Source organism: Martelella sp. UBA3392, from assembly GCF_002358775.1.
Lineage (GTDB): Bacteria > Pseudomonadota > Alphaproteobacteria > Rhizobiales > Rhizobiaceae > Martelella > Martelella mediterranea.
On record NZ_DEPM01000294.1, the window covers coordinates 1 to 17,034 of the forward strand.

A 17,034-nucleotide genomic window follows, 5' to 3' on the forward strand; every position below is an offset into this window, starting at 1 on the left:
GGCGAGTTCGTGATCTTCGTCGGCCCATCGGGCTGCGGAAAGTCGACGCTGCTCCGGATGATCGCCGGGCTCGAGGAGACCAGCCGCGGCCGCATCCTGCTCGATGGCGACGACGTGACCGACCGCCTGCCATCCGAACGCGGGCTTTCGATGGTGTTCCAGTCCTACGCGCTCTATCCGCATATGGATGTGCGCGACAATATGGGCTTTTCGCTGAAGACCGCCGGCAGCCCGAAATCTGAAATCGAGGAAAAGGTCGGCCGCGCCGCCGAAATCCTCAAACTCGACGATTATCTCGACCGCCGCCCCAAGGCGCTGTCCGGCGGCCAGCGCCAGCGCGTCGCGATCGGCCGCGCGATCGTGCGCGAGCCGAAGGGCTTTCTGTTCGACGAACCGCTGTCCAATCTCGATGCGGCACTGCGCGTCGAGATGCGCTTCGAGATCGCCCGCCTGCACGAAACGCTGGGTACCACGATGATCTATGTGACCCATGATCAGGTCGAGGCGATGACGCTTGCCGACCGGATCGTGGTCCTGAAGGACGGGAAGATCATGCAGATCGGAAGCCCACGCGACCTCTACGAGAAACCCGATAATTTGTTCGTGGCGCAATTCATCGGCTCGCCGAAGATGAACATCCTGCCGTGTACCGGCGGCGACGGAAAATACGCCATCGAGGGCCATGGCGGCGGCGCGCTGCCGGATGGTACAGGCGATGCGCCGACATCGCTCGGCATTCGTCCCGAACATATCGAGGTTGTGGCCCCCGGCGAGGGACAGGTCAACGGCACGGTCGAGATCGACGAATATCTCGGCTCCGACACGTTTCTCTATGTCGATTGCGGCAGCGCCGGCCGCCTGATCGTGCGCGTCGCGGAGATCGAGGCCGGGATGCGCCGCAAGCAGGTCGGCTTGAAATTCCGGCCGGAAAAATTACACTTTTTCAATGAAGCAGGGGCTTCGATCTGAACCGGATTTTGGCCACGCGCGCAATTGGAAAAGCCGAAGGGAAGCCATGACCGTCAAACGCATCGTCGCCAATATCGCCACCCAGTCGATCCCGGAGCGCCGCCGCTTCTATGAGGAACTGCTGGGTCTCAAACCGGTGATGGATCACGGCTGGATCGTCACCCTGGCGTCGGACGAACGCGCCCTGGTTCAGGTCGCATTCGCAAGCGAAGGCGGTTCCGGCACGCCGGTGCCCGATCTTTCCATCGAGGTCGATGATCTTGACGAGGTCCTTGCCCGGGCAGAGGCGATGGGCCTTGCCCTCGCCTATGGTCCCGCCGACGAACCCTGGGGCGTGCGCCGTTTCTTCGTGCGCGATCCCGATGGCCTGCTGCTCAACATCCTCACCCACCAGAACGCGGCGTGAGCCTCAGGAAGACGGGCACACAAACGGCGTCTTGCGGCCGCCGTCATAGGGCACGGCATAGCCGCCGGTCAGCAGCAATGTGCTGAGATCGCCCTTCTCGGGCACGCCGACATCGGCCACCACGCGGCCGAAATATTTGTCGCCCGCGATCGCGCGCAGCTCCACCCGGTCGCCCTCGTCGAGCAGCGAGATCACATAATCTTTCGCGATATTGGCCGCTTCCTTCTCGGCCCCGCAGGACGAGCGAAGCTCTGGCGTGTCCACTCCACGCACCCGAACGAGCGTCTCGATGATCTGCCCCGGCCAAGGGCGCGCCTCGACCGCGATCGTATCGCCATCCACAACGCGCACGACCTTCGCGCTCACCGGCCCGGAGAATATCTCGACAGCGCCGGCGCCAAGCGGCAGCGACAGGAAAACGGCGCAAACCAGCGCGCATGTGGACAAGGGGCGATTCATAACAAAGGAATTTATTCCTTTGCTTCGGTCGCATCAATAGGAATTTTTACCTATGGTTAAAAATCGATTGCGCGGCCCTTGATCTCCCAGTCCCCGAACCGGGCCGGGTCGAGCCCGCCACGGCCGCCGACCTCGGTTGCCGCTTTGCCAGCCGCGTCCTCGGCGTTGCGGCGACGTTCCTCGGCCTCGGCGAGGGCCCGTTTCGCAGCCTCCGGAAAGTCGCGGCGCAGCGCATCGGGCGCGTCGGTGGGCTTTTCCGGCGTCGACGTCAGCGCCGCCAGATCGGCTGCCGATGGCAGGCCGGCGATATCGTTTTCGTTGCTGTTGCCGTCTTTTCCGTCTGTCATGCCACGTCTCTCGTCAATCAAAACCCGCAAATCCCGCAGGCGCCGCAATATTGATATATGCGCAACCATGCCCCAATTATAGGGCAAGCTTCAACCAATCTGAAGAGTTCCTCATTGTCGCTTCAGGAGACCTCGACATGAATTTCGTTCGCACCGCCATGCTGCTTGCCGCGATGACGGCGCTGTTCATGGGCATCGGTTATATGCTCGGCGGCCAGAGCGGCATGGTGATCGCCTTTTTCGTTGCCGCCGCCATGAACGTTTTCTCCTACTGGAATTCAGACCGCATGGTGCTGAAAATGTACGGCGCCCAGGAGGTCGACGAACGCACGGCGCCGGAATTTTACGGCATGGTGCGCGAGCTTGCCGGCCGCGCCGGCCTGCCCATGCCCAAGGTTTACCTCTATGACAGCCCGCAGCCGAACGCCTTCGCTACCGGCCGCAACCCGCAAAACGCGGCCGTCGCCGCCTCGACCGGCATTGTGAAAATGCTCTCGCGCGAGGAGCTTGCCGGCGTGATGGCCCATGAGCTTGCGCACGTCCAGCATCGCGACACGCTGACCATGACGATCACCGCGACCCTTGCAGGCGCGATCTCGATGCTCGCCAATTTCGCCTTCTTCTTCGGGCGCGGGCGCGATAATCCGCTCGGTATTGTCGGCGTTCTGCTGATGATGATCGTCGCCCCGATGGCGGCGGCGCTGGTGCAGATGGCGATCAGCCGCACCCGCGAATATTCGGCCGACCGGCGCGGCGGCGAGATCTGCGGCAACCCGATGGCGCTTGCCTCGGCGCTGCAGAAAATCCATCACGGGGCGCAGGCGATCCACAATGAACGCGCCGAGCGCAACCCGGCGACGGCGCACATGTTCATCATCAACCCGCTCTCGGGCCAGAACATGGACAATCTGTTTTCGACCCACCCCAACACCGAAAACCGGATCGCGGCCCTTCGCGATCAGGCTGCAAGCATGGGGCAGACCTCGACGCAGGGCTACCGGCCTGCTACAGCGACCCGCAGATCGCAGTCGGTTCCCAACACCGGCAACGGCAACGGCAATGAACCGCCCTTCAAAGGTCCCTGGTCTTGAATGATGACATGAAGCGGACGGCCCCGAATAAGGACCGTCCGAACGACAAGCCCGGCTACGCCGCCCGCGCAGCCGCCTCCAAAATCCTCGCCGCCGTTGTCGACCGCAAGACGCCGCTCGACGGCATGATCGACACCGAACACGGCAACCCCGCCTATCGCGCGCTCGGCCCCGCCGACCGGGCGCTCACCCGCGCGCTGGTGCTGACCACGCTTCGCCACAAGCCGATGATCGACCAGGCGATCGCCTCGCTGCTCGACCGCCCGCTGCCGGGCGGCGCGCGGGCGCTGTCGCATGTGCTGGCGATCGCCGCCGCGCAGATCCTCTATCTCGATGTGCCCGATCACTCCGCCGTCGATATCGCCGTGGAACAGGCCAATGCCGATCCGCGCAACAAGCGGTTTTCCGGCCTCGTCAATGCCGTGCTGCGCGGCATGACCCGACGCAAGGCGAAAATCCTGGACGAACTCGAAGGCGTCAACCCGATTCCCGACTGGTTCGCGGAGCGGCTGACTGCCGTCTATGGCGCGAACACGGCCCACGCCATCGGCCGCGCCCAGCTTCAGCCGCCGACGATCGATATCACTGTCAAGTCAGACCCGGAAGGCTGGGCCGCGCGTCTTGGCGGCACGGTCCTTTCCACCGGCACGATCCGCCTCGATGCGCCCTCCGGCGCCGTATCGGACATGGATGGCTTTGCCGAGGGCGAATGGTGGGTGCAGGATGCAGCCGCCGCGATCCCGGCAACGCTGTTCGGCGATCTCACGGGCCAGCGCGTTATCGATCTCTGCGCCGCTCCGGGCGGCAAGACCGCGCAGTTGATCATGCAGGGCGGCCAGGTGACCGCGCTGGAGCGCTCCAAAAGCAGGCTCCGGCGGCTGGAACAGAACCTTTCCCGTTTGCAGCTTTCCGCCGAAACGATCGCCGCCGACATGATGGAGTACAAGCCGGAAACCCCATTCGACGCGGCCCTTCTGGACGCCCCCTGCTCTTCCACCGGCACCGCGCGCCGGCATCCGGACGTGTTCTGGACCAAGGATTTCTCCGACATCGAAAAGCTGGCGGAGGTGCAATATGCGATGGCGCGGCGCGCGCTCGATCTGGTGCGCCCCGGCGGCATCGTGATCTTCTCCAACTGTTCGCTCGATCCGCTGGAAGGCGAAACCGTCGTCGAGCGGCTCCTGGCCGATGGCGCGCCTGCGGAGCGCGCGGCCTTCCCCGCTGGACGACCCGACACGCTTGCGCCGTTCTTCGATGCCAACGGCGCGATCCGTACCACGCCTGCCGCACAACTTGACGGCAAGACCGGGCTCGACGGCTTCTACGCGGTCGCGCTCCGACGGATAAACGGGTAAGCAAAAACTGACAAAGCACAACCTGTTAAGCAAGTGTTCAGGCTCTTGCGCTACCCCGTAAGGTCGGGTCACGCCGGTTTCCGGCGAACGAAACAAATAAAAAGGGTCTGAAATTGGTTTTTCCGGGCGCGGAAATCGCACGATATGCCTTTCTGTACGCCGAGGAATCCCTCCGGCGCGCCAGGGCGGCCGTCTTGTCGCTGCCATTGCCGCGCTGGCCCGGCGGTGCAACGCCGCAATTGCTGGTGGCGCCCACCGATCTGCGCATCGCCGATCCGCTGGAGGGTGAGGACATCGTTTCCGGCCGCTTCGCCTTTGCCGGCGAATTGCTGCTGACGGAAGGCCGACCGCTCTTTTCCTGTGAAATGCCGAGCCCAACCTTCGAGCGGATCGTGTCCGGCTTTGGATGGCTCCGGCATTTGAGAACCCAGCGCGACAGCAGCGCCAATGAATTCGCGCGCGCCGCGGTGCTGAGTTTCCTTCGCCGCCATCGGACGCGGACGGGTCCAAGCTGGACGACCGAAACGGTCGCGACCCGGCTCAATGCCTGGCTCTGCCATTCCACCGTCATTCTCAAGGGCGCGGACGCCGCCTTCTATCGCCGATTCATCGATGCCGTCATCCGTCACGAGCGCTTGCTGCGCCGGCGCTATCGCGGCATGGCGCGCGACGAGTTGAAGCTGCAGGTCGCCATGACGCTCGCCATGGCCTCGATCAGCCTCGATCTTTCCGACCGGCACAAATCCGAGGCGAGGCAAAGGCTCGATGACGAGCTTGCCCTCCAGATCCTGCCGGATGGCGGCCATATCTCGCGCTGCCCCGACGCGCTGTTGCGCCTTCTGTTGGGGCTGCTGCCGCTGCGGCAAACCTATATCAATCTCGAACAGCCGCTGCCCAAACGCCTGCTCGCCAGCATCGACCGGGCCTATGCGGCCTTGAATTTCTTCCGCCACAGCGATGGCGAGCTGGCGCTCTTCAACGGCTCGGGCCGGGTGCCCTCGACCGCGCTTTCCGCATTGCTGCGCTATGACGAGATCGGTAGCGCCGGTTTCAAGGCCCTGCCCCATACCGGTTTCCAGCGGCTGGAGGCCGGCGGAACCGTGCTGATCGCCGATGCCGGAAAGCCGCTCTCCGCGCATCTGTCGAAGACCGCCCATGCCGGCGCGACCGCCTTCGAGCTGTCATCCGGCAGGAACCGTTTCATCGTCAATGCCGGCGTTCCCGCCTCCCCCCGCGGCGACGCGGCCCGCATGGCGCGCGCCACCGCCGCCCATTCCACGGCCACGATCGACGACCACTCCTCGATCCGGTTCTCCCGCTCGGACTTTCTCGGCCCCGTCGCCTTTGGCGGCTTGCGCCATATCGCGGTTGAACGGGATGAGGACGAGCGCGGCGATGACCGTCTCGTCATGCGCCATGACGGCTATCTGTCGCGCTTCCGGATTTATTGCGAACGCAGCCTGGCGCTGTCGCCGGACGGGCGTGCGCTTTCCGGCACAGACCGGTTCCGCCGCCCGCACGACGCCCTGCCGCTTGCGCGCGAAGGCCATGTCGCCACCATCCGCTTCCACCTCCATCCGTCCATCTGGACGATGCGGGAGGACGCCGAAACGATCTTCATGACCGCGCCGGACAATGAAAGCTGGCTGTTCACAGCCCCGGGCCTTTCACCCGAGCTCGAAGACGACGTCTATTTCGCCGCGAGCTCCGGCGCCAAGGCCTCGCGCCAAATCGTGATCACCGCCGACGTCGCCGAACACGCCGACATCGCCTGGCAATTCAAACGTCTCGACTGAGGCGCTTCCAGAACAAGTGGACACGCGCCAAAGCGGCCTCGGCACGGTTTATAATTGCCGCGCACCATGCTAAAGCGCCGCAGGTATCCCCGTATTTCAGCGCTGCGGCCCCCGCAGCGACCGCCCGAAGGACATCGCCATGGCTGTCGCCTCCAAGAAAATTCCCGCACCCGATCTCGTCACCGTGAAGACCGCGCTGCTTTCAGTCTCCGACAAGAGCGGCATCGTCGAATTCGCAAGCGCGCTTGCGGCCCGCGGGATCAGGCTGCTTTCGACCGGCGGCACCCACAAGGCGCTGGCGGAGGCCGGCCTCGAAGTCACTGACGTTTCCGCCTTCACCGGCTTTCCCGAAATCATGGATGGCCGCGTCAAGACGCTGCATCCCAATGTCCATGGCGGTCTGCTGGCGATCCGCGACGACGAGGAACATCAGGCGGCAATGCGCGAGCACGGCATTTCCGGCATCGATCTCGCGGTGATCAATCTCTATCCGTTCGAGGAAGTGCGCGCCGCCGGCGGCGATTATCCGACAACGGTCGAAAACATCGATATCGGCGGTCCGGCCATGATCCGCGCGGCGGCCAAGAACCACGCCTATGTCACCGTGATCACCGATCCGGCCGATTATGACGAGGTCCGCGAGGCGATCGAAGCCGGCAACGGCGCCGTTCACTACGCGCTGCGCCAGACGCTCGCCGCCCGCGCCTATGCCCGCACCGCCGCCTATGACGCCGCGATTTCAGGCTGGTTCGCCGAGGCGCTGTCGCTCGAAAATCCGCGCCACATGACGCTTGGCGGCACGCTGCGCCAGGAAATGCGCTATGGCGAAAACCCGCACCAGTCGGCCGCATTCTACGTCACCGGCGACAAGCGGCCGGGCGTGGCGAATGCCGTGCAACATCAGGGCAAGCAGCTTTCCTACAACAATATCAACGACACCGACGCCGCCTTCGAGCTGGTCGCGGAATTCCCGCCGGAGATGGCGCCTGCCTGCGCCATCATCAAGCACGCCAACCCCTGCGGCGTGGCGCGGGCCGGGACGCTGGCCGAAGCCTACAAGCGGGCGCTTGCCTGCGACAGCCAGTCGGCCTTTGGCGGCATTGTAGCGCTCAACCGCACGCTCGATGCCGAGACCGCGTCGGAGATCGTCAAGCTGTTCACAGAGGTGATCATCGCGCCCGACGCCGATGACGCCGCCCGTGAAATCCTCGCCGCCAAGAAGAACCTGCGCCTGCTCACCACCGGCGGCCTGCCGGATCCGCGCGCCCGCGGCATGAACTTCAAGACGGTTGCCGGCGGCTTCCTGGTGCAATCGCGCGATACCGCGATGATTGACGAGATCGCCCTCAACGTGGTCACCGAACGCGCGCCGACCGATCGGGAACTTGAGGACATGAAAATGGCCTTCGCGATCGCCAAGCACGTCAAGTCGAACGCGATCGTCTACGTCAAGGATGGCCAGACCGCCGGCATCGGCGCGGGCCAGATGAGCCGCATCGACAGTGCCCGCATCGCCGGCATCAAGGCCGAGGAGGCCGCGAAGGCCGCCGGCTGGCCCGAGCCGATGACGCGCGGTTCGGCTGTCGCCTCGGAAGCCTTCTTCCCGTTTGCCGACGGGCTGCTGTCGGCCGTTGCGGCAGGGGCCACCGCCGTGATCCAGCCGGGCGGCTCGATCCGCGACCAGGAAGTGATCGACGCCGCCAACGCCAATGGCGTGGCGATGGTGTTCACCGGCGTCAGGACCTTCCGTCACTGACAGCGGCCGCCGCCGGCACGAACAGCGCCAGCCCCGCGACCAGAAACACCAGCAGGCTCGCCATGCCGATATTCGGCGAGCCCGTCCAGCTTGTGAGCAATGCGAAGCCCGCCGTCGCCATGAAGCTCGTTAGCCGGCCGGTGAGCGAGAACAGGCCGAAGAAGCGGCCGGCTTCAGCGCGGTCCACCGCCCGCGCCAGAAACGCGCGCGAGCCCGCCTGCACGGGCCCGAATGCGAGGCCGATGATCACGCCGTAGAACAGGAATGCCTTTTCCGCGCCGGACGAGAACAGCCCGCCATCTGCCGGCGACAGCGGCACCAGACCGAATGCGGTAGCGTTGACGCTTGTGGACACCACGCCCAGGGTCGCGAAAATCAACATCGACAACGTGACGATCACCACCCGTCCGGCGCTGACGCGGTGGCCGAGGCGGGCGGCGCAGAAGCAGCCGAAAATGGCGGCGACGTTGAGGATCATGCCGTAGATGCCGATCTCGGTGATCGACCAATCGAACAGGGAGGCGGCAAACGCGCCACCGAGGATCAGCAGACCGTTGAGACCGTCCATGTAGAGCATGCGCGCGATAAAGAAGCGGAACAGCGCCGGGCGGCGACGGAGGCTTAAAAGGGTCGCGAAAAAGTCCGCAAGCCAGCCCTTCAGCCGCCTTCCCGCCGCGCCGGTCTTAACATGGTCGGGCGTCAAAAGGATCATCGGCGTCAGAAACACCAGATACCACAGCGCAGAAAGCGGCCCGGCAAGGCGCGCCGGCTCGCCTTCGGCCGCCGACAGCCCGAACAGCGGCGGATTGCCGAGGATGGTGAGGCCGGTATCGGGATCGGCGGACAGGAACAGCAGAAACAGGATGAGAAAGATCATGCCGCCGAGATAGCCAAGCCCCCAGGCGTCGTTGGAAATCCGGGTAATCGCGCCCCGCTCGACCAGCCGGGGGAGCATGGCATCATTGAAGACCACCGAAAGCTCGGCTGCCACCGTGGCGAGCACGATCATGACCGCCGGCCAGAAATAGCCGGTCCCCGGCGCGGCCTGCCAAAGCATGCAAAGAGCCGCTATCTGGACGATGGCGAGCCCGCCGATAAAGCGCTTGTTGCCACCGGTCGCATCCGACAGCGCGCCGGCCAGCGGGGCGGTGAGCGCGATCACGACGCCCGCGACCGTCGCGGCATTGGCCCACGCCGTCTGGCCCGCGACCTTGTCGGGGCCGAGCGAGGCCACGAAATAGGGGCCGAAGATGAAGGTGATGATCACCGTGAAGAAGGGCTGCGCCGCCCAGTCGAAGAACATCCAGCCAAGGATGCCCGACCGGCCCGTCACGCGTCGATCCGCCTCGCTCTCCGCCAGTGTCACCCCGTCGCCCCTTATTAACGCCTGCCACTATCCGATAGAATGGCGGCAGGCGTTTCGCAAGCGATCAGACCAGATCGCGCGCGAGATCGCCCAGCAGGCCGGCCGCCACGGTGGTCTTGGCGATGGTCGGATCGCCGGAAGCGGCAAGCCGGGAGAGCTGGTCGGTGACCTGCAGCACCCGCTTGGCATGCGCCTCGCGCCAGGCCTCAACGGGTTCCGCCGTTCCGCCATGCCCGATCAGCGCATTGGCCGCAAGATCGCGGCGGCTTGCGGAAATCTGGTCCATGGAGCGCGCCAGCGCGAGCGAATCGTAAAAGTCGCTGGGGCTCATCCGGGCCGCCGCCGACAAGAGCGGCGAAACGTAGAACATCCGCGTCACCTCGAAATAGGCCTTGGCGGCCTTTTCCAGGCTCTGGCCGCTGCGGCTTGCGATCTGCAGCGCCTCCGGCACGAACATCATCGCCAGATGATGCGCGAGACGCCGCGACAGCGCCTCCGGCACACCTGCCTGCAGCCAGCCCGCCTCCTGGTCCGCAAGCCATTCGGCCCGCGCCTCAGGCAACAGGCCCTCGATATCCGCCTCGAACAGGGAGAAGGCATTGCGCAGCTTTTCGACCGAGCCGGCGATATCGCTCTCGGCCAACCCGTTGCGCAGCAGAAGATGGGTCAGGATGCGGAACAGATAGCGAAGCTGCGCATAGATCGCGTTCTGGACATCGCCGTCGATCGTGCCGTCCAGCGCATGGACCGCGTCCCACACCTCGTCCATCGCGAAACCGTCGCGGGCGATGATCGCGGCCTTGACCACCTCGGCCGGCGTTGCCGCCGTCATATCGCAGGCATTGATCACGAATTCCGGACCGCCGCGGTTGATGACGTCATTGGCAAGCCCGGTGGAGATGATTTCCCGGCGCAGGCGATGGCCGGCGATATCGTCGGAGAATGCCTTGCGCATGCGCTCCGGGAAATAATTGTAAAGCACCGGCTCCATATAAGGATCGTCCGGGAGATCGCTTTCGAGGATCTGGTCGAACAGCACGATCTTGCCATAGGACAGCAGCACCCCGGTCTCGGCCCGGGTCATCGCCTGATCGGCCTGCCGGCGGGTTTTCAGCGCCTCCTCGTCCGGCAGCATTTCCACGGCGCGGTCGAGATGGCCCTCGCGCTCCAGCACGTCCATCATCCGCGACAGCGAGAGCAGGCTCTGCAGCCCCTCGCGGGTGCTGAGCGAGATCGCCAGCGTCTGGAGATAGTTGTTTTCGAGCACGATTTCGGCCACCGCCTCGGTCATCTCCGCCAGCAGGTGGTCGCGGTCCTCGCGCGACAGCCGGCCCGAACGCATTGCCGAGGCAAGCGCGATCTTGATGTTGACCTCGACGTCGGAGCAGTTGACGCCGGCGGAATTGTCGATGGCGTCGGAATTGCAGCGCCCGCCCTTCAACCCGAAGGCGATGCGGCCCTTCTGGGTGACGCCGAGATTGGCGCCCTCGCCGATCACCTTGACGCGAAGCTCGTTGGCATTGACGCGGATCGCGTCATTGCCGCGATCGCCGACCTCGGCATTGGTCTCGCCAGCGGCCTTGATATAGGTACCGATGCCGCCGAACCAGAGCAGGTCGACCTGGCTCTTGAGGATCGCCGTCATCACATCGAACGGCGAATACTCCTCCGCCTTAAGGCCGATCGCCGCCGCCGCCTCGGGCGTCAGCCGCACCGATTTCTCGTTGCGGGAGATGATCATGCCGCCTGCCGACAGCTTCTCGCGGTCATAATCCTGCCAGCTCGAGCGCGGCAGGTCGTAGAGCCGCTTGCGCTCGGCAAAGCCTGTTGCCGGATCGGGATCGGGGTCGATGAAGATATCGCGGTGGTCGAAGGCGGCCACCAGCCGGATCTGTTCGGACAACAGCATGCCGTTGCCGAAGACGTCGCCCGACATGTCGCCGACGCCCGCCACGGTAAACGGCGTGGTCTGGATATCGATGTTCATCTCGCGGAAATGCCGCTTCACCGCCTCCCAGGCGCCGCGCGCGGTAATGCCCATCTTTTTATGGTCATAGCCGGCCGAACCGCCGGAGGCGAAGGCATCGTCGAGCCAGAAACCCGCCTCCTGCGCCAGCGCGTTGGCGGTGTCGGAGAAGGTCGCGGTTCCCTTGTCGGCGGCGACGACGAAATAGGGATCGTCCTCATCGGCGCGCACCGTGTCCTTCGGCGGCACGACCTCGCCGTCGATGATGTTGTCGGTGATCGACAGCAGGGTGCGGATATAGCTCTTGTAGGCCTCGCGACCGGCGTTGAACACCTCCTCGCGGCTGCCGCCGACGGGCAGGTTCTTCGGGTAGAAGCCGCCCTTGGCGCCGACCGGCACGATCACCGCGTTTTTCACCTGCTGGGCCTTGACCAGACCCAGCACCTCGGTGCGGTAATCCTGGCCGCGATCCGACCATCTCAGCCCGCCGCGCGCGACCTTGCCGAAGCGCAGATGGACGCCTTCCACCTGCGGGCCGTAGAGATAGACCTCACGGAACGGCCTTGGCTGCGGCAGGATGGCAAGCGACTGCGAGGCGAACTTGAAGGCGAGGTTGGGTCGCGGCGCGCCGTTCTCGTCGGTCTGGAAATAATTGGTTCTGAGCGTCGCGTCGATCAGCTTGACGAACAGCCGCAGAATGCGGTCGTCATCGATATTGGGCACGCCTTCCAGCCCTTCCATGATCGTGCCGCGCGCGCTTTTCATGCCCTGGCTGCGGGCATCATCGGTGAGCGCCGGATTGAAGGCGGTCTCGAACAGGGAAAACAAGGCCCGGGCGATCACCGGATACTGGCAGAGCGAATTGGCGATATAGTCGCCGGTATAGTTGACGCCGGCCTGGCGCAGATATTGCGCATAGGCGCGCAGCACGTTGGCCTGGCGTCCGCTCAGTCGCGCCAGCAGAACCAGCCGGTTGAAGCTGTCATTGCTGATCGCGCCGCGGAAGGCATCGATGAAGGCCTCTTCCAGACGGTCGCCATCGCCCTCCAGATCGAGATCGACATCCCCCGCAACCAGCAATTCCATGTCGTGAAGGACAACCTCCCTGCCGGCCACGCCGCTTTCGGCATATTCCAGTTCGAAGGTCCGCTCCGAGACGACGGAGAAGCCGAGATTTTCCAGAAGCGGCACGCGCCGGGACAGCGGCACATGCGAACCGCCATGGAATATCTTCAGACGAAGCACCTCCGCTTCATCCTCATGCCGGTCGCGGTAGAAATCGATGCGCATGCCCTCTTTCGCCGCAGACCCGATCAGCCGGAGATCGGCATAGGCGTCATCCGGGGAGAAGGCCTCGTGGTAGGCGTCATTGGCCTCGATCTCCGGCGCGCCGGGACCGGTCAGCTCCTTGAACCGTTCCGTCCAGTCGGCGGCAAGCCGCGTCACCTCGGCTTCGAGTTCGGACTGCGGCACATCCGGCGTCTTGTCCAGGCTGCGCCGGCCGATGATGAAATGCACCCGCGCCGAACGCCCTTCGGGAAACGACGGATAATAGGCGGAAACCCGGCCCTTGTAGACGCTGGCCAGGTAATCGCCGATCTTCTCGCGCAGGCGCGAATCGTAAAGGTTGCGCGGCACATAGACGAGCGCCGAGACGAAACGATCGAAATTGTCGATCCGGCTCAGCACCCGGATGCGCGGCCGATCGGCAATCGCCATGATCTGCTCGCAGAAATCGGCAAGCAGCGGCACCGGAGCCTGGAACAGTTCATCGCGCGGATAGGATTCCAGAATGTTCTGCAGCATCCGGCCCGCATGGCTCTTCGGTTCGTAACCGAAGCGGCGCGTGACGTCCGCGATCTTGGCGCGCAAGAGCGGAATGCGCACCGCCGACTGGGTGTAGGCGGTGAAGGTGAACAGGCCGACGATCCGGAGTTCGCCAACCACCTCGCCGTTTTCGCCGAAACGCTTGACGCCGATATAATCCATATAGGCGCGGCGATGGACCGTGGAGGTGGTGTTGGCCTTGGTCACCAGAAGCAGTTTCGGGCTTTCGAGAAAGCCGATGATCTCCGGCGTGGAGACCACCGGATTGGGGCCACGCCGCAGCACCCGCATTTCCGGATCGGAGAGGATGCCGGTCGCCGCGTCCGGCACATGCTCGACCCGCGCGCCGTCCGCATCCTTGAGATAGACAAGCTCGCGCATGCCGAGGAAGGTAAAGTTGCCATCGCGCAGCCAGGCGAGAAAGGCAAGCGCCTCCTCCCGCGCATCCGCGAGTGCGGCCGGCGCGCGGGTTTTCATCTCCTGCATCGCGGTTTCGAGCTTGGCGAGCATTTCCGGCCAGCCGGCGACCGCGAGACGAACATGGTTCAGGATATATTCGAGCTGCGCCTTCAGCCGCGCGCGCGTTTCCGGGGCCAGTTGCCGGACATGGACCTGGACATGGCTGATGCGGTCGTCTTCGGCATGCTCGACATCGGATGAAAACGCCACCGGCGCCTGTCCCGGCGTCACGACCAGGATCGGATGCACAGCCAGCATGAAATCATTGGTGAATTCCGCGATCTCCGCCATCACCGAGTCATAGATGAACGGCATGTTGCGGTCGGTGACCGTGATCACGTCGGTTGCGATGCCCTCCGGCGCGATGCCTTCGACCGCGTCGATCGTGACCCGCGCGTCGCCGCCGTCATAGGCCGCGATCTCATCGGCCGCATGGTATGCCGCGGCCGCGATCGCTTCGGGTGTGTAACGCTCCAGATCCTCGGGACTTGCATGGTCGAACATGAAAGCCGGATTGATGTAAGCCTTGTTGCTTTCCCTGGCGAGGCGCTCGGCCTGCTGCATCAGGGACCTGCGCTTCTGGTCGGCTTTGGTGTCCATGTTTCCTCCAGCTTATTTTATGTCAGCGGACCAAGCCGCCATTTTGGGCGATTTTTCGCGCCATTCGGATATCGTTAAACGCCGCGGCCATGACAGGCGCTTGACAGCTTGCTCCAATAGGCGATTTAGAGCGTAATTGAGGCGAATGGCAAAACAATTTCGCCGTTTTATCGTTGGGGTTGCATTCACCCCAGGCACCAACAGGGCCCAATATGACATTCGAAATGCCTGATGGCGCCGTTATCGCGATTTCAAGCTACGTCATGCGCGGCAAGATTGGCAACCGCGCCATCGTCTTTGCACTGGAAACGCTTGGTTACAACACATGGTCCGTACCAACCATCGTGCTGCCCTGGCATCCGGGACACGGGCGGGCCACGCGGCTGCAATTTGAAGGCGAGGCTTTCGCGACGGCGCTGCGCGAACTCGGCGAGAGCCGCTGGCGCGGCGAGGTTCGCGCCGTCATCAGCGGCTATCTCGCGAATGCCGGCCAGGCCGAAGCGATCGCAGAGCTGGTCCAAGGCCTGCGCGCCGAAAATCCCGATCTCATCTATCTCTGCGATCCCGTGATCGGCGATGAGGGCGGGCTCTATGTCGGGGACGAGACCGCGATCGCGATCCGCGACCGGCTTCTGCCGCTCGCCGATATCGCGACCCCCAACCGATTCGAACTCTCATGGCTTGCGGGACGCACACTTGACGACAATACGGCGACGATCGATGCCGCGCTTGCGCTCGGGCCCGCGGAAGTCGTGGTCACCTCGGCGCATTCGATGCTGAAGCAGGGCGTGGCGGCGCTGTTCGTCGATCGCAGACAGGCGCTGCTTGCCGAGCATCAGCGCGTCGACAACCCGCCGAACGGGCTCGGCGACCTGTTTTCCGCGCTGTTTCTGGCCGCAAGGCTCGCCGGCAAGCCGTCGGCAGAGGCGCTTGAAAAATCGACCGCTTCCGTATTTGAAACCCTGACGCGCGCGGTGCGCGAAGGCGCTGACGAGTTGATGCCGGAAAAGGATGCGCAAAGTCTGCGGGCGCCATTCGCAAAAGTTGGCCTTCGTCAATTGATGCATCCGTCCCGGCGACGTAAAAGAAGCTGAAGAACCAACACGGCACTGAGAGCGCGTTCAGGAAAAGTGGATACCGGTTTTCCGTCCGGACGCGCTTAAAAACAATAGATAGAGCATTTCCGGTGATCCGGTTTCCTCCGGAAATGCTTTGGAAGAAGGACGGCAGACTGATGGACTCTTTCCCCAAATCCCTTCTCGATGGCTACAAGAACTTCATGTCCGGACGCTATGTCGAAGAAAGCGCCCGCTATCGCCAACTCGCCGAGGAAGGGCAGAAACCCCAGACATTGTTCATTGCCTGCTGTGATTCCAGGGCCGCGCCCGAGACGATTTTCGATGCGAGCCCGGGCGAGCTGTTCGTGGTGCGCAATGTCGCCAACATGGTGCCGCCCTATGAGCCGGACGGCCAGTATCACGGCACCTCCGCCGCCCTCGAATTCGCGGTCGAAGGGCTCAAGGTCAAGAATATCGTGGTGCTCGGCCACGGCCGCTGCGGCGGCATTCACGCAGCGCTTTCGCCCAACGCCGATCCGCTGTCGCCAGGCGATTTCATCGGCAAATGGATCAACCTGCTGAAACCCGCCGCCGCCCAGATCAATTCCAATTCGATCATGACGGAAGGCGAGCGCCAGACCGCGCTGGAGCGGATTTCAATCCGCAACTCGCTCGCCAATCTGCGCTCCTTCCCGAATGTGAAGGAGGCCGAGAAACAGGGCAAGCTGAAGCTCTACGGCGCCTGGTTCGACATTTCATCGGGCGAATTGTGGGTGATGGACAACAAGACCGGCGATTTCATCCGTCCGGATTGATGAGACAGCGTCCGGCGCGTCAGCGCCGGGCGTCGTCCGCGTCGTCGTCGACGCTTTCCTCGATCCGCTCCATGTCGTCATCCGACAGGCCGAAATGGTGGCCGATCTCGTGGATCAGCACATGGCTGACGATATCGCCGAGCGTTTCCTCGTTTTCGGCCCAGTAGTCGAGGATCGGCCGGCGATAGAGCGTGATCCGGTTGACCATCTCGCCGGTTTCCATGGTGAAGCGCTCCGAAACGCCGCGGCCCTCGAACAGGCCGAGCAGATCGAAAGGCGTTTCCAGCGCCATGTCCTCGAATACCTCGTCGCTCGGAAAATCGGCGATCTCGATCACGAGGTCGCCGGTCAGCGCCCGAAACGCCTCGGGCAATTTGGCATAGGCCTCGATCGCCAGCGATTCCACGCTCTCGAGACTGGGCGAATAGCGCCCCTGCCAGTCCTCGCTTTTGTTTTCAATCGCCATATAAGCTCCTTCGTCCGGCCCATATAGGCCTTTTCGCCGAAGATTTCGAGCAAAGATTGCACCGGCATCGTCCCCCCGGATCAAGCTGCCGCGCCGGGCGCGAAAACCTCTCCCGCAAACCGATCGGAAAACCCGCCCTTGACGCTTGACACCCCCTGCCGCAGGCCCTAATAACGCCCCGTCCCGCGCAAAGCGCCGGACCCCTTGTCACCGCCCGACGGTGCGCAGGTTGGCGGAGTAGCTCAGTAGGTTAGAGCAGAGGAATCATAATCCTTGTGTCGGGGGTTCAAATCCCTCC

At 63.9% G+C, this 17,034-nt stretch carries 13 protein-coding genes; 8 read left to right on the forward strand and 5 right to left on the reverse strand.

The window, feature by feature from the left end:
* Window positions 1–969: ABC transporter ATP-binding protein (locus tag B4E36_RS22890; protein ID WP_345900854.1), on the forward strand; the 969-nt coding region annotated here is incomplete at its 5' end.
* 46 nt (window positions 970–1,015) lie between these two features.
* Window positions 1,016–1,375, forward strand: coding sequence for a VOC family protein (locus tag B4E36_RS22895; RefSeq protein ID WP_292055171.1), 360 nt, complete (start codon window positions 1,016–1,018; stop codon window positions 1,373–1,375).
* Between the two features lie 3 nt (window positions 1,376–1,378).
* Here the strand turns inward: B4E36_RS22895 and B4E36_RS22900 are convergent, their stop codons facing one another.
* A complete protein-coding gene (locus B4E36_RS22900) occupies window positions 1,379–1,822 on the reverse strand; it encodes a thermonuclease family protein (protein WP_345900855.1) in 444 nt (147 codons plus the stop codon).
* Between the two features lie 68 nt (window positions 1,823–1,890).
* Window positions 1,891–2,106, reverse strand: coding sequence for a DUF1674 domain-containing protein (locus B4E36_RS22905; protein WP_414673817.1), 216 nt, complete (start codon window positions 2,104–2,106; stop codon window positions 1,891–1,893).
* Window positions 2,107–2,318: 212 nt separating this feature from the next.
* Here B4E36_RS22905 and htpX point away from each other — a divergent pair, with 212 nt between their 5' ends.
* The 4 genes from htpX (at window position 2,319) to purH (ending at window position 8,179) form a co-directional block, all read left to right on the forward strand.
* Window positions 2,319–3,272 carry a zinc metalloprotease HtpX gene (gene htpX, locus B4E36_RS22910; protein ID WP_292055173.1) on the forward strand — a complete coding sequence of 318 codons (954 nt, stop codon included), beginning with the start codon at window positions 2,319–2,321 and terminating at the stop codon, window positions 3,270–3,272.
* Window positions 3,263–4,627 (forward strand): RsmB/NOP family class I SAM-dependent RNA methyltransferase, encoded by a 1,365-nt coding sequence (locus B4E36_RS22915; RefSeq protein ID WP_414673818.1) that lies wholly within the window; start codon window positions 3,263–3,265, stop codon window positions 4,625–4,627. The genes htpX and B4E36_RS22915 overlap by 10 nt, the downstream gene beginning before the upstream one ends.
* Window positions 4,628–4,821: 194 nt before the next feature.
* Entirely contained in the window at window positions 4,822–6,423 is a 1,602-nt protein-coding gene (locus tag B4E36_RS22920) for a heparinase II/III family protein (RefSeq protein ID WP_292055176.1), read from the forward strand.
* Window positions 6,424–6,562: 139 nt separating this feature from the next.
* On the forward strand, window positions 6,563–8,179 hold the full coding sequence (purH, locus tag B4E36_RS22925) for a bifunctional phosphoribosylaminoimidazolecarboxamide formyltransferase/IMP cyclohydrolase (protein WP_292055177.1): 1,617 nt from the start codon (window positions 6,563–6,565) through the stop codon (window positions 8,177–8,179).
* Here purH and B4E36_RS22930 read toward each other — a convergent pair.
* Together B4E36_RS22930 and B4E36_RS22935 are read right to left on the reverse strand one after the other, a co-directional pair.
* Window positions 8,160–9,512, reverse strand: coding sequence for an MFS transporter (locus B4E36_RS22930; RefSeq protein WP_414673819.1), 1,353 nt, complete (start codon window positions 9,510–9,512; stop codon window positions 8,160–8,162). The genes purH and B4E36_RS22930 overlap by 20 nt on opposite strands.
* Before the next feature lie 97 nt (window positions 9,513–9,609).
* Window positions 9,610–14,397 (reverse strand): NAD-glutamate dehydrogenase, encoded by a 4,788-nt coding sequence (locus B4E36_RS22935; protein ID WP_345900856.1) that lies wholly within the window; start codon window positions 14,395–14,397, stop codon window positions 9,610–9,612.
* A gap of 224 nt (window positions 14,398–14,621) precedes the next feature.
* On the opposite strand from B4E36_RS22935, the gene pdxY reads away from it, so the two are divergent.
* Entirely contained in the window at window positions 14,622–15,491 is an 870-nt protein-coding gene (pdxY, locus tag B4E36_RS22940) for a pyridoxal kinase (RefSeq protein WP_345900857.1), read from the forward strand.
* A gap of 140 nt (window positions 15,492–15,631) precedes the next feature.
* A complete protein-coding gene (locus B4E36_RS22945) occupies window positions 15,632–16,270 on the forward strand; it encodes a carbonic anhydrase (protein ID WP_292055180.1) in 639 nt (212 codons plus the stop codon).
* Window positions 16,271–16,289: 19 nt separating this feature from the next.
* Here the strand turns inward: B4E36_RS22945 and B4E36_RS22950 are convergent, their stop codons facing one another.
* Window positions 16,290–16,736 (reverse strand): metallopeptidase family protein, encoded by a 447-nt coding sequence (locus tag B4E36_RS22950; RefSeq protein ID WP_018063787.1) that lies wholly within the window; start codon window positions 16,734–16,736, stop codon window positions 16,290–16,292.
* Between the last annotated feature and the right edge of the window lie 298 nt (window positions 16,737–17,034).

Coding starts and splice junctions, on each gene's coding strand:
- B4E36_RS22895 (WP_292055171.1), top strand. CDS start 1,016: ATGACCGTCAAACGCATCGTCGCCAATATCGCCACCCAGTCGATCCCG.
- htpX (WP_292055173.1), top strand. CDS start 2,319: ATGAATTTCGTTCGCACCGCCATGCTGCTTGCCGCGATGACGGCGCTG.
- purH (WP_292055177.1), top strand. CDS start 6,563: ATGGCTGTCGCCTCCAAGAAAATTCCCGCACCCGATCTCGTCACCGTG.
- B4E36_RS22935 (WP_345900856.1), bottom strand. CDS start 14,397: ATGGACACCAAAGCCGACCAGAAGCGCAGGTCCCTGATGCAGCAGGCC.
- pdxY (WP_345900857.1), top strand. CDS start 14,622: ATGCCTGATGGCGCCGTTATCGCGATTTCAAGCTACGTCATGCGCGGC.
- B4E36_RS22945 (WP_292055180.1), top strand. CDS start 15,632: ATGGACTCTTTCCCCAAATCCCTTCTCGATGGCTACAAGAACTTCATG.
- B4E36_RS22950 (WP_018063787.1), bottom strand. CDS start 16,736: ATGGCGATTGAAAACAAAAGCGAGGACTGGCAGGGGCGCTATTCGCCC.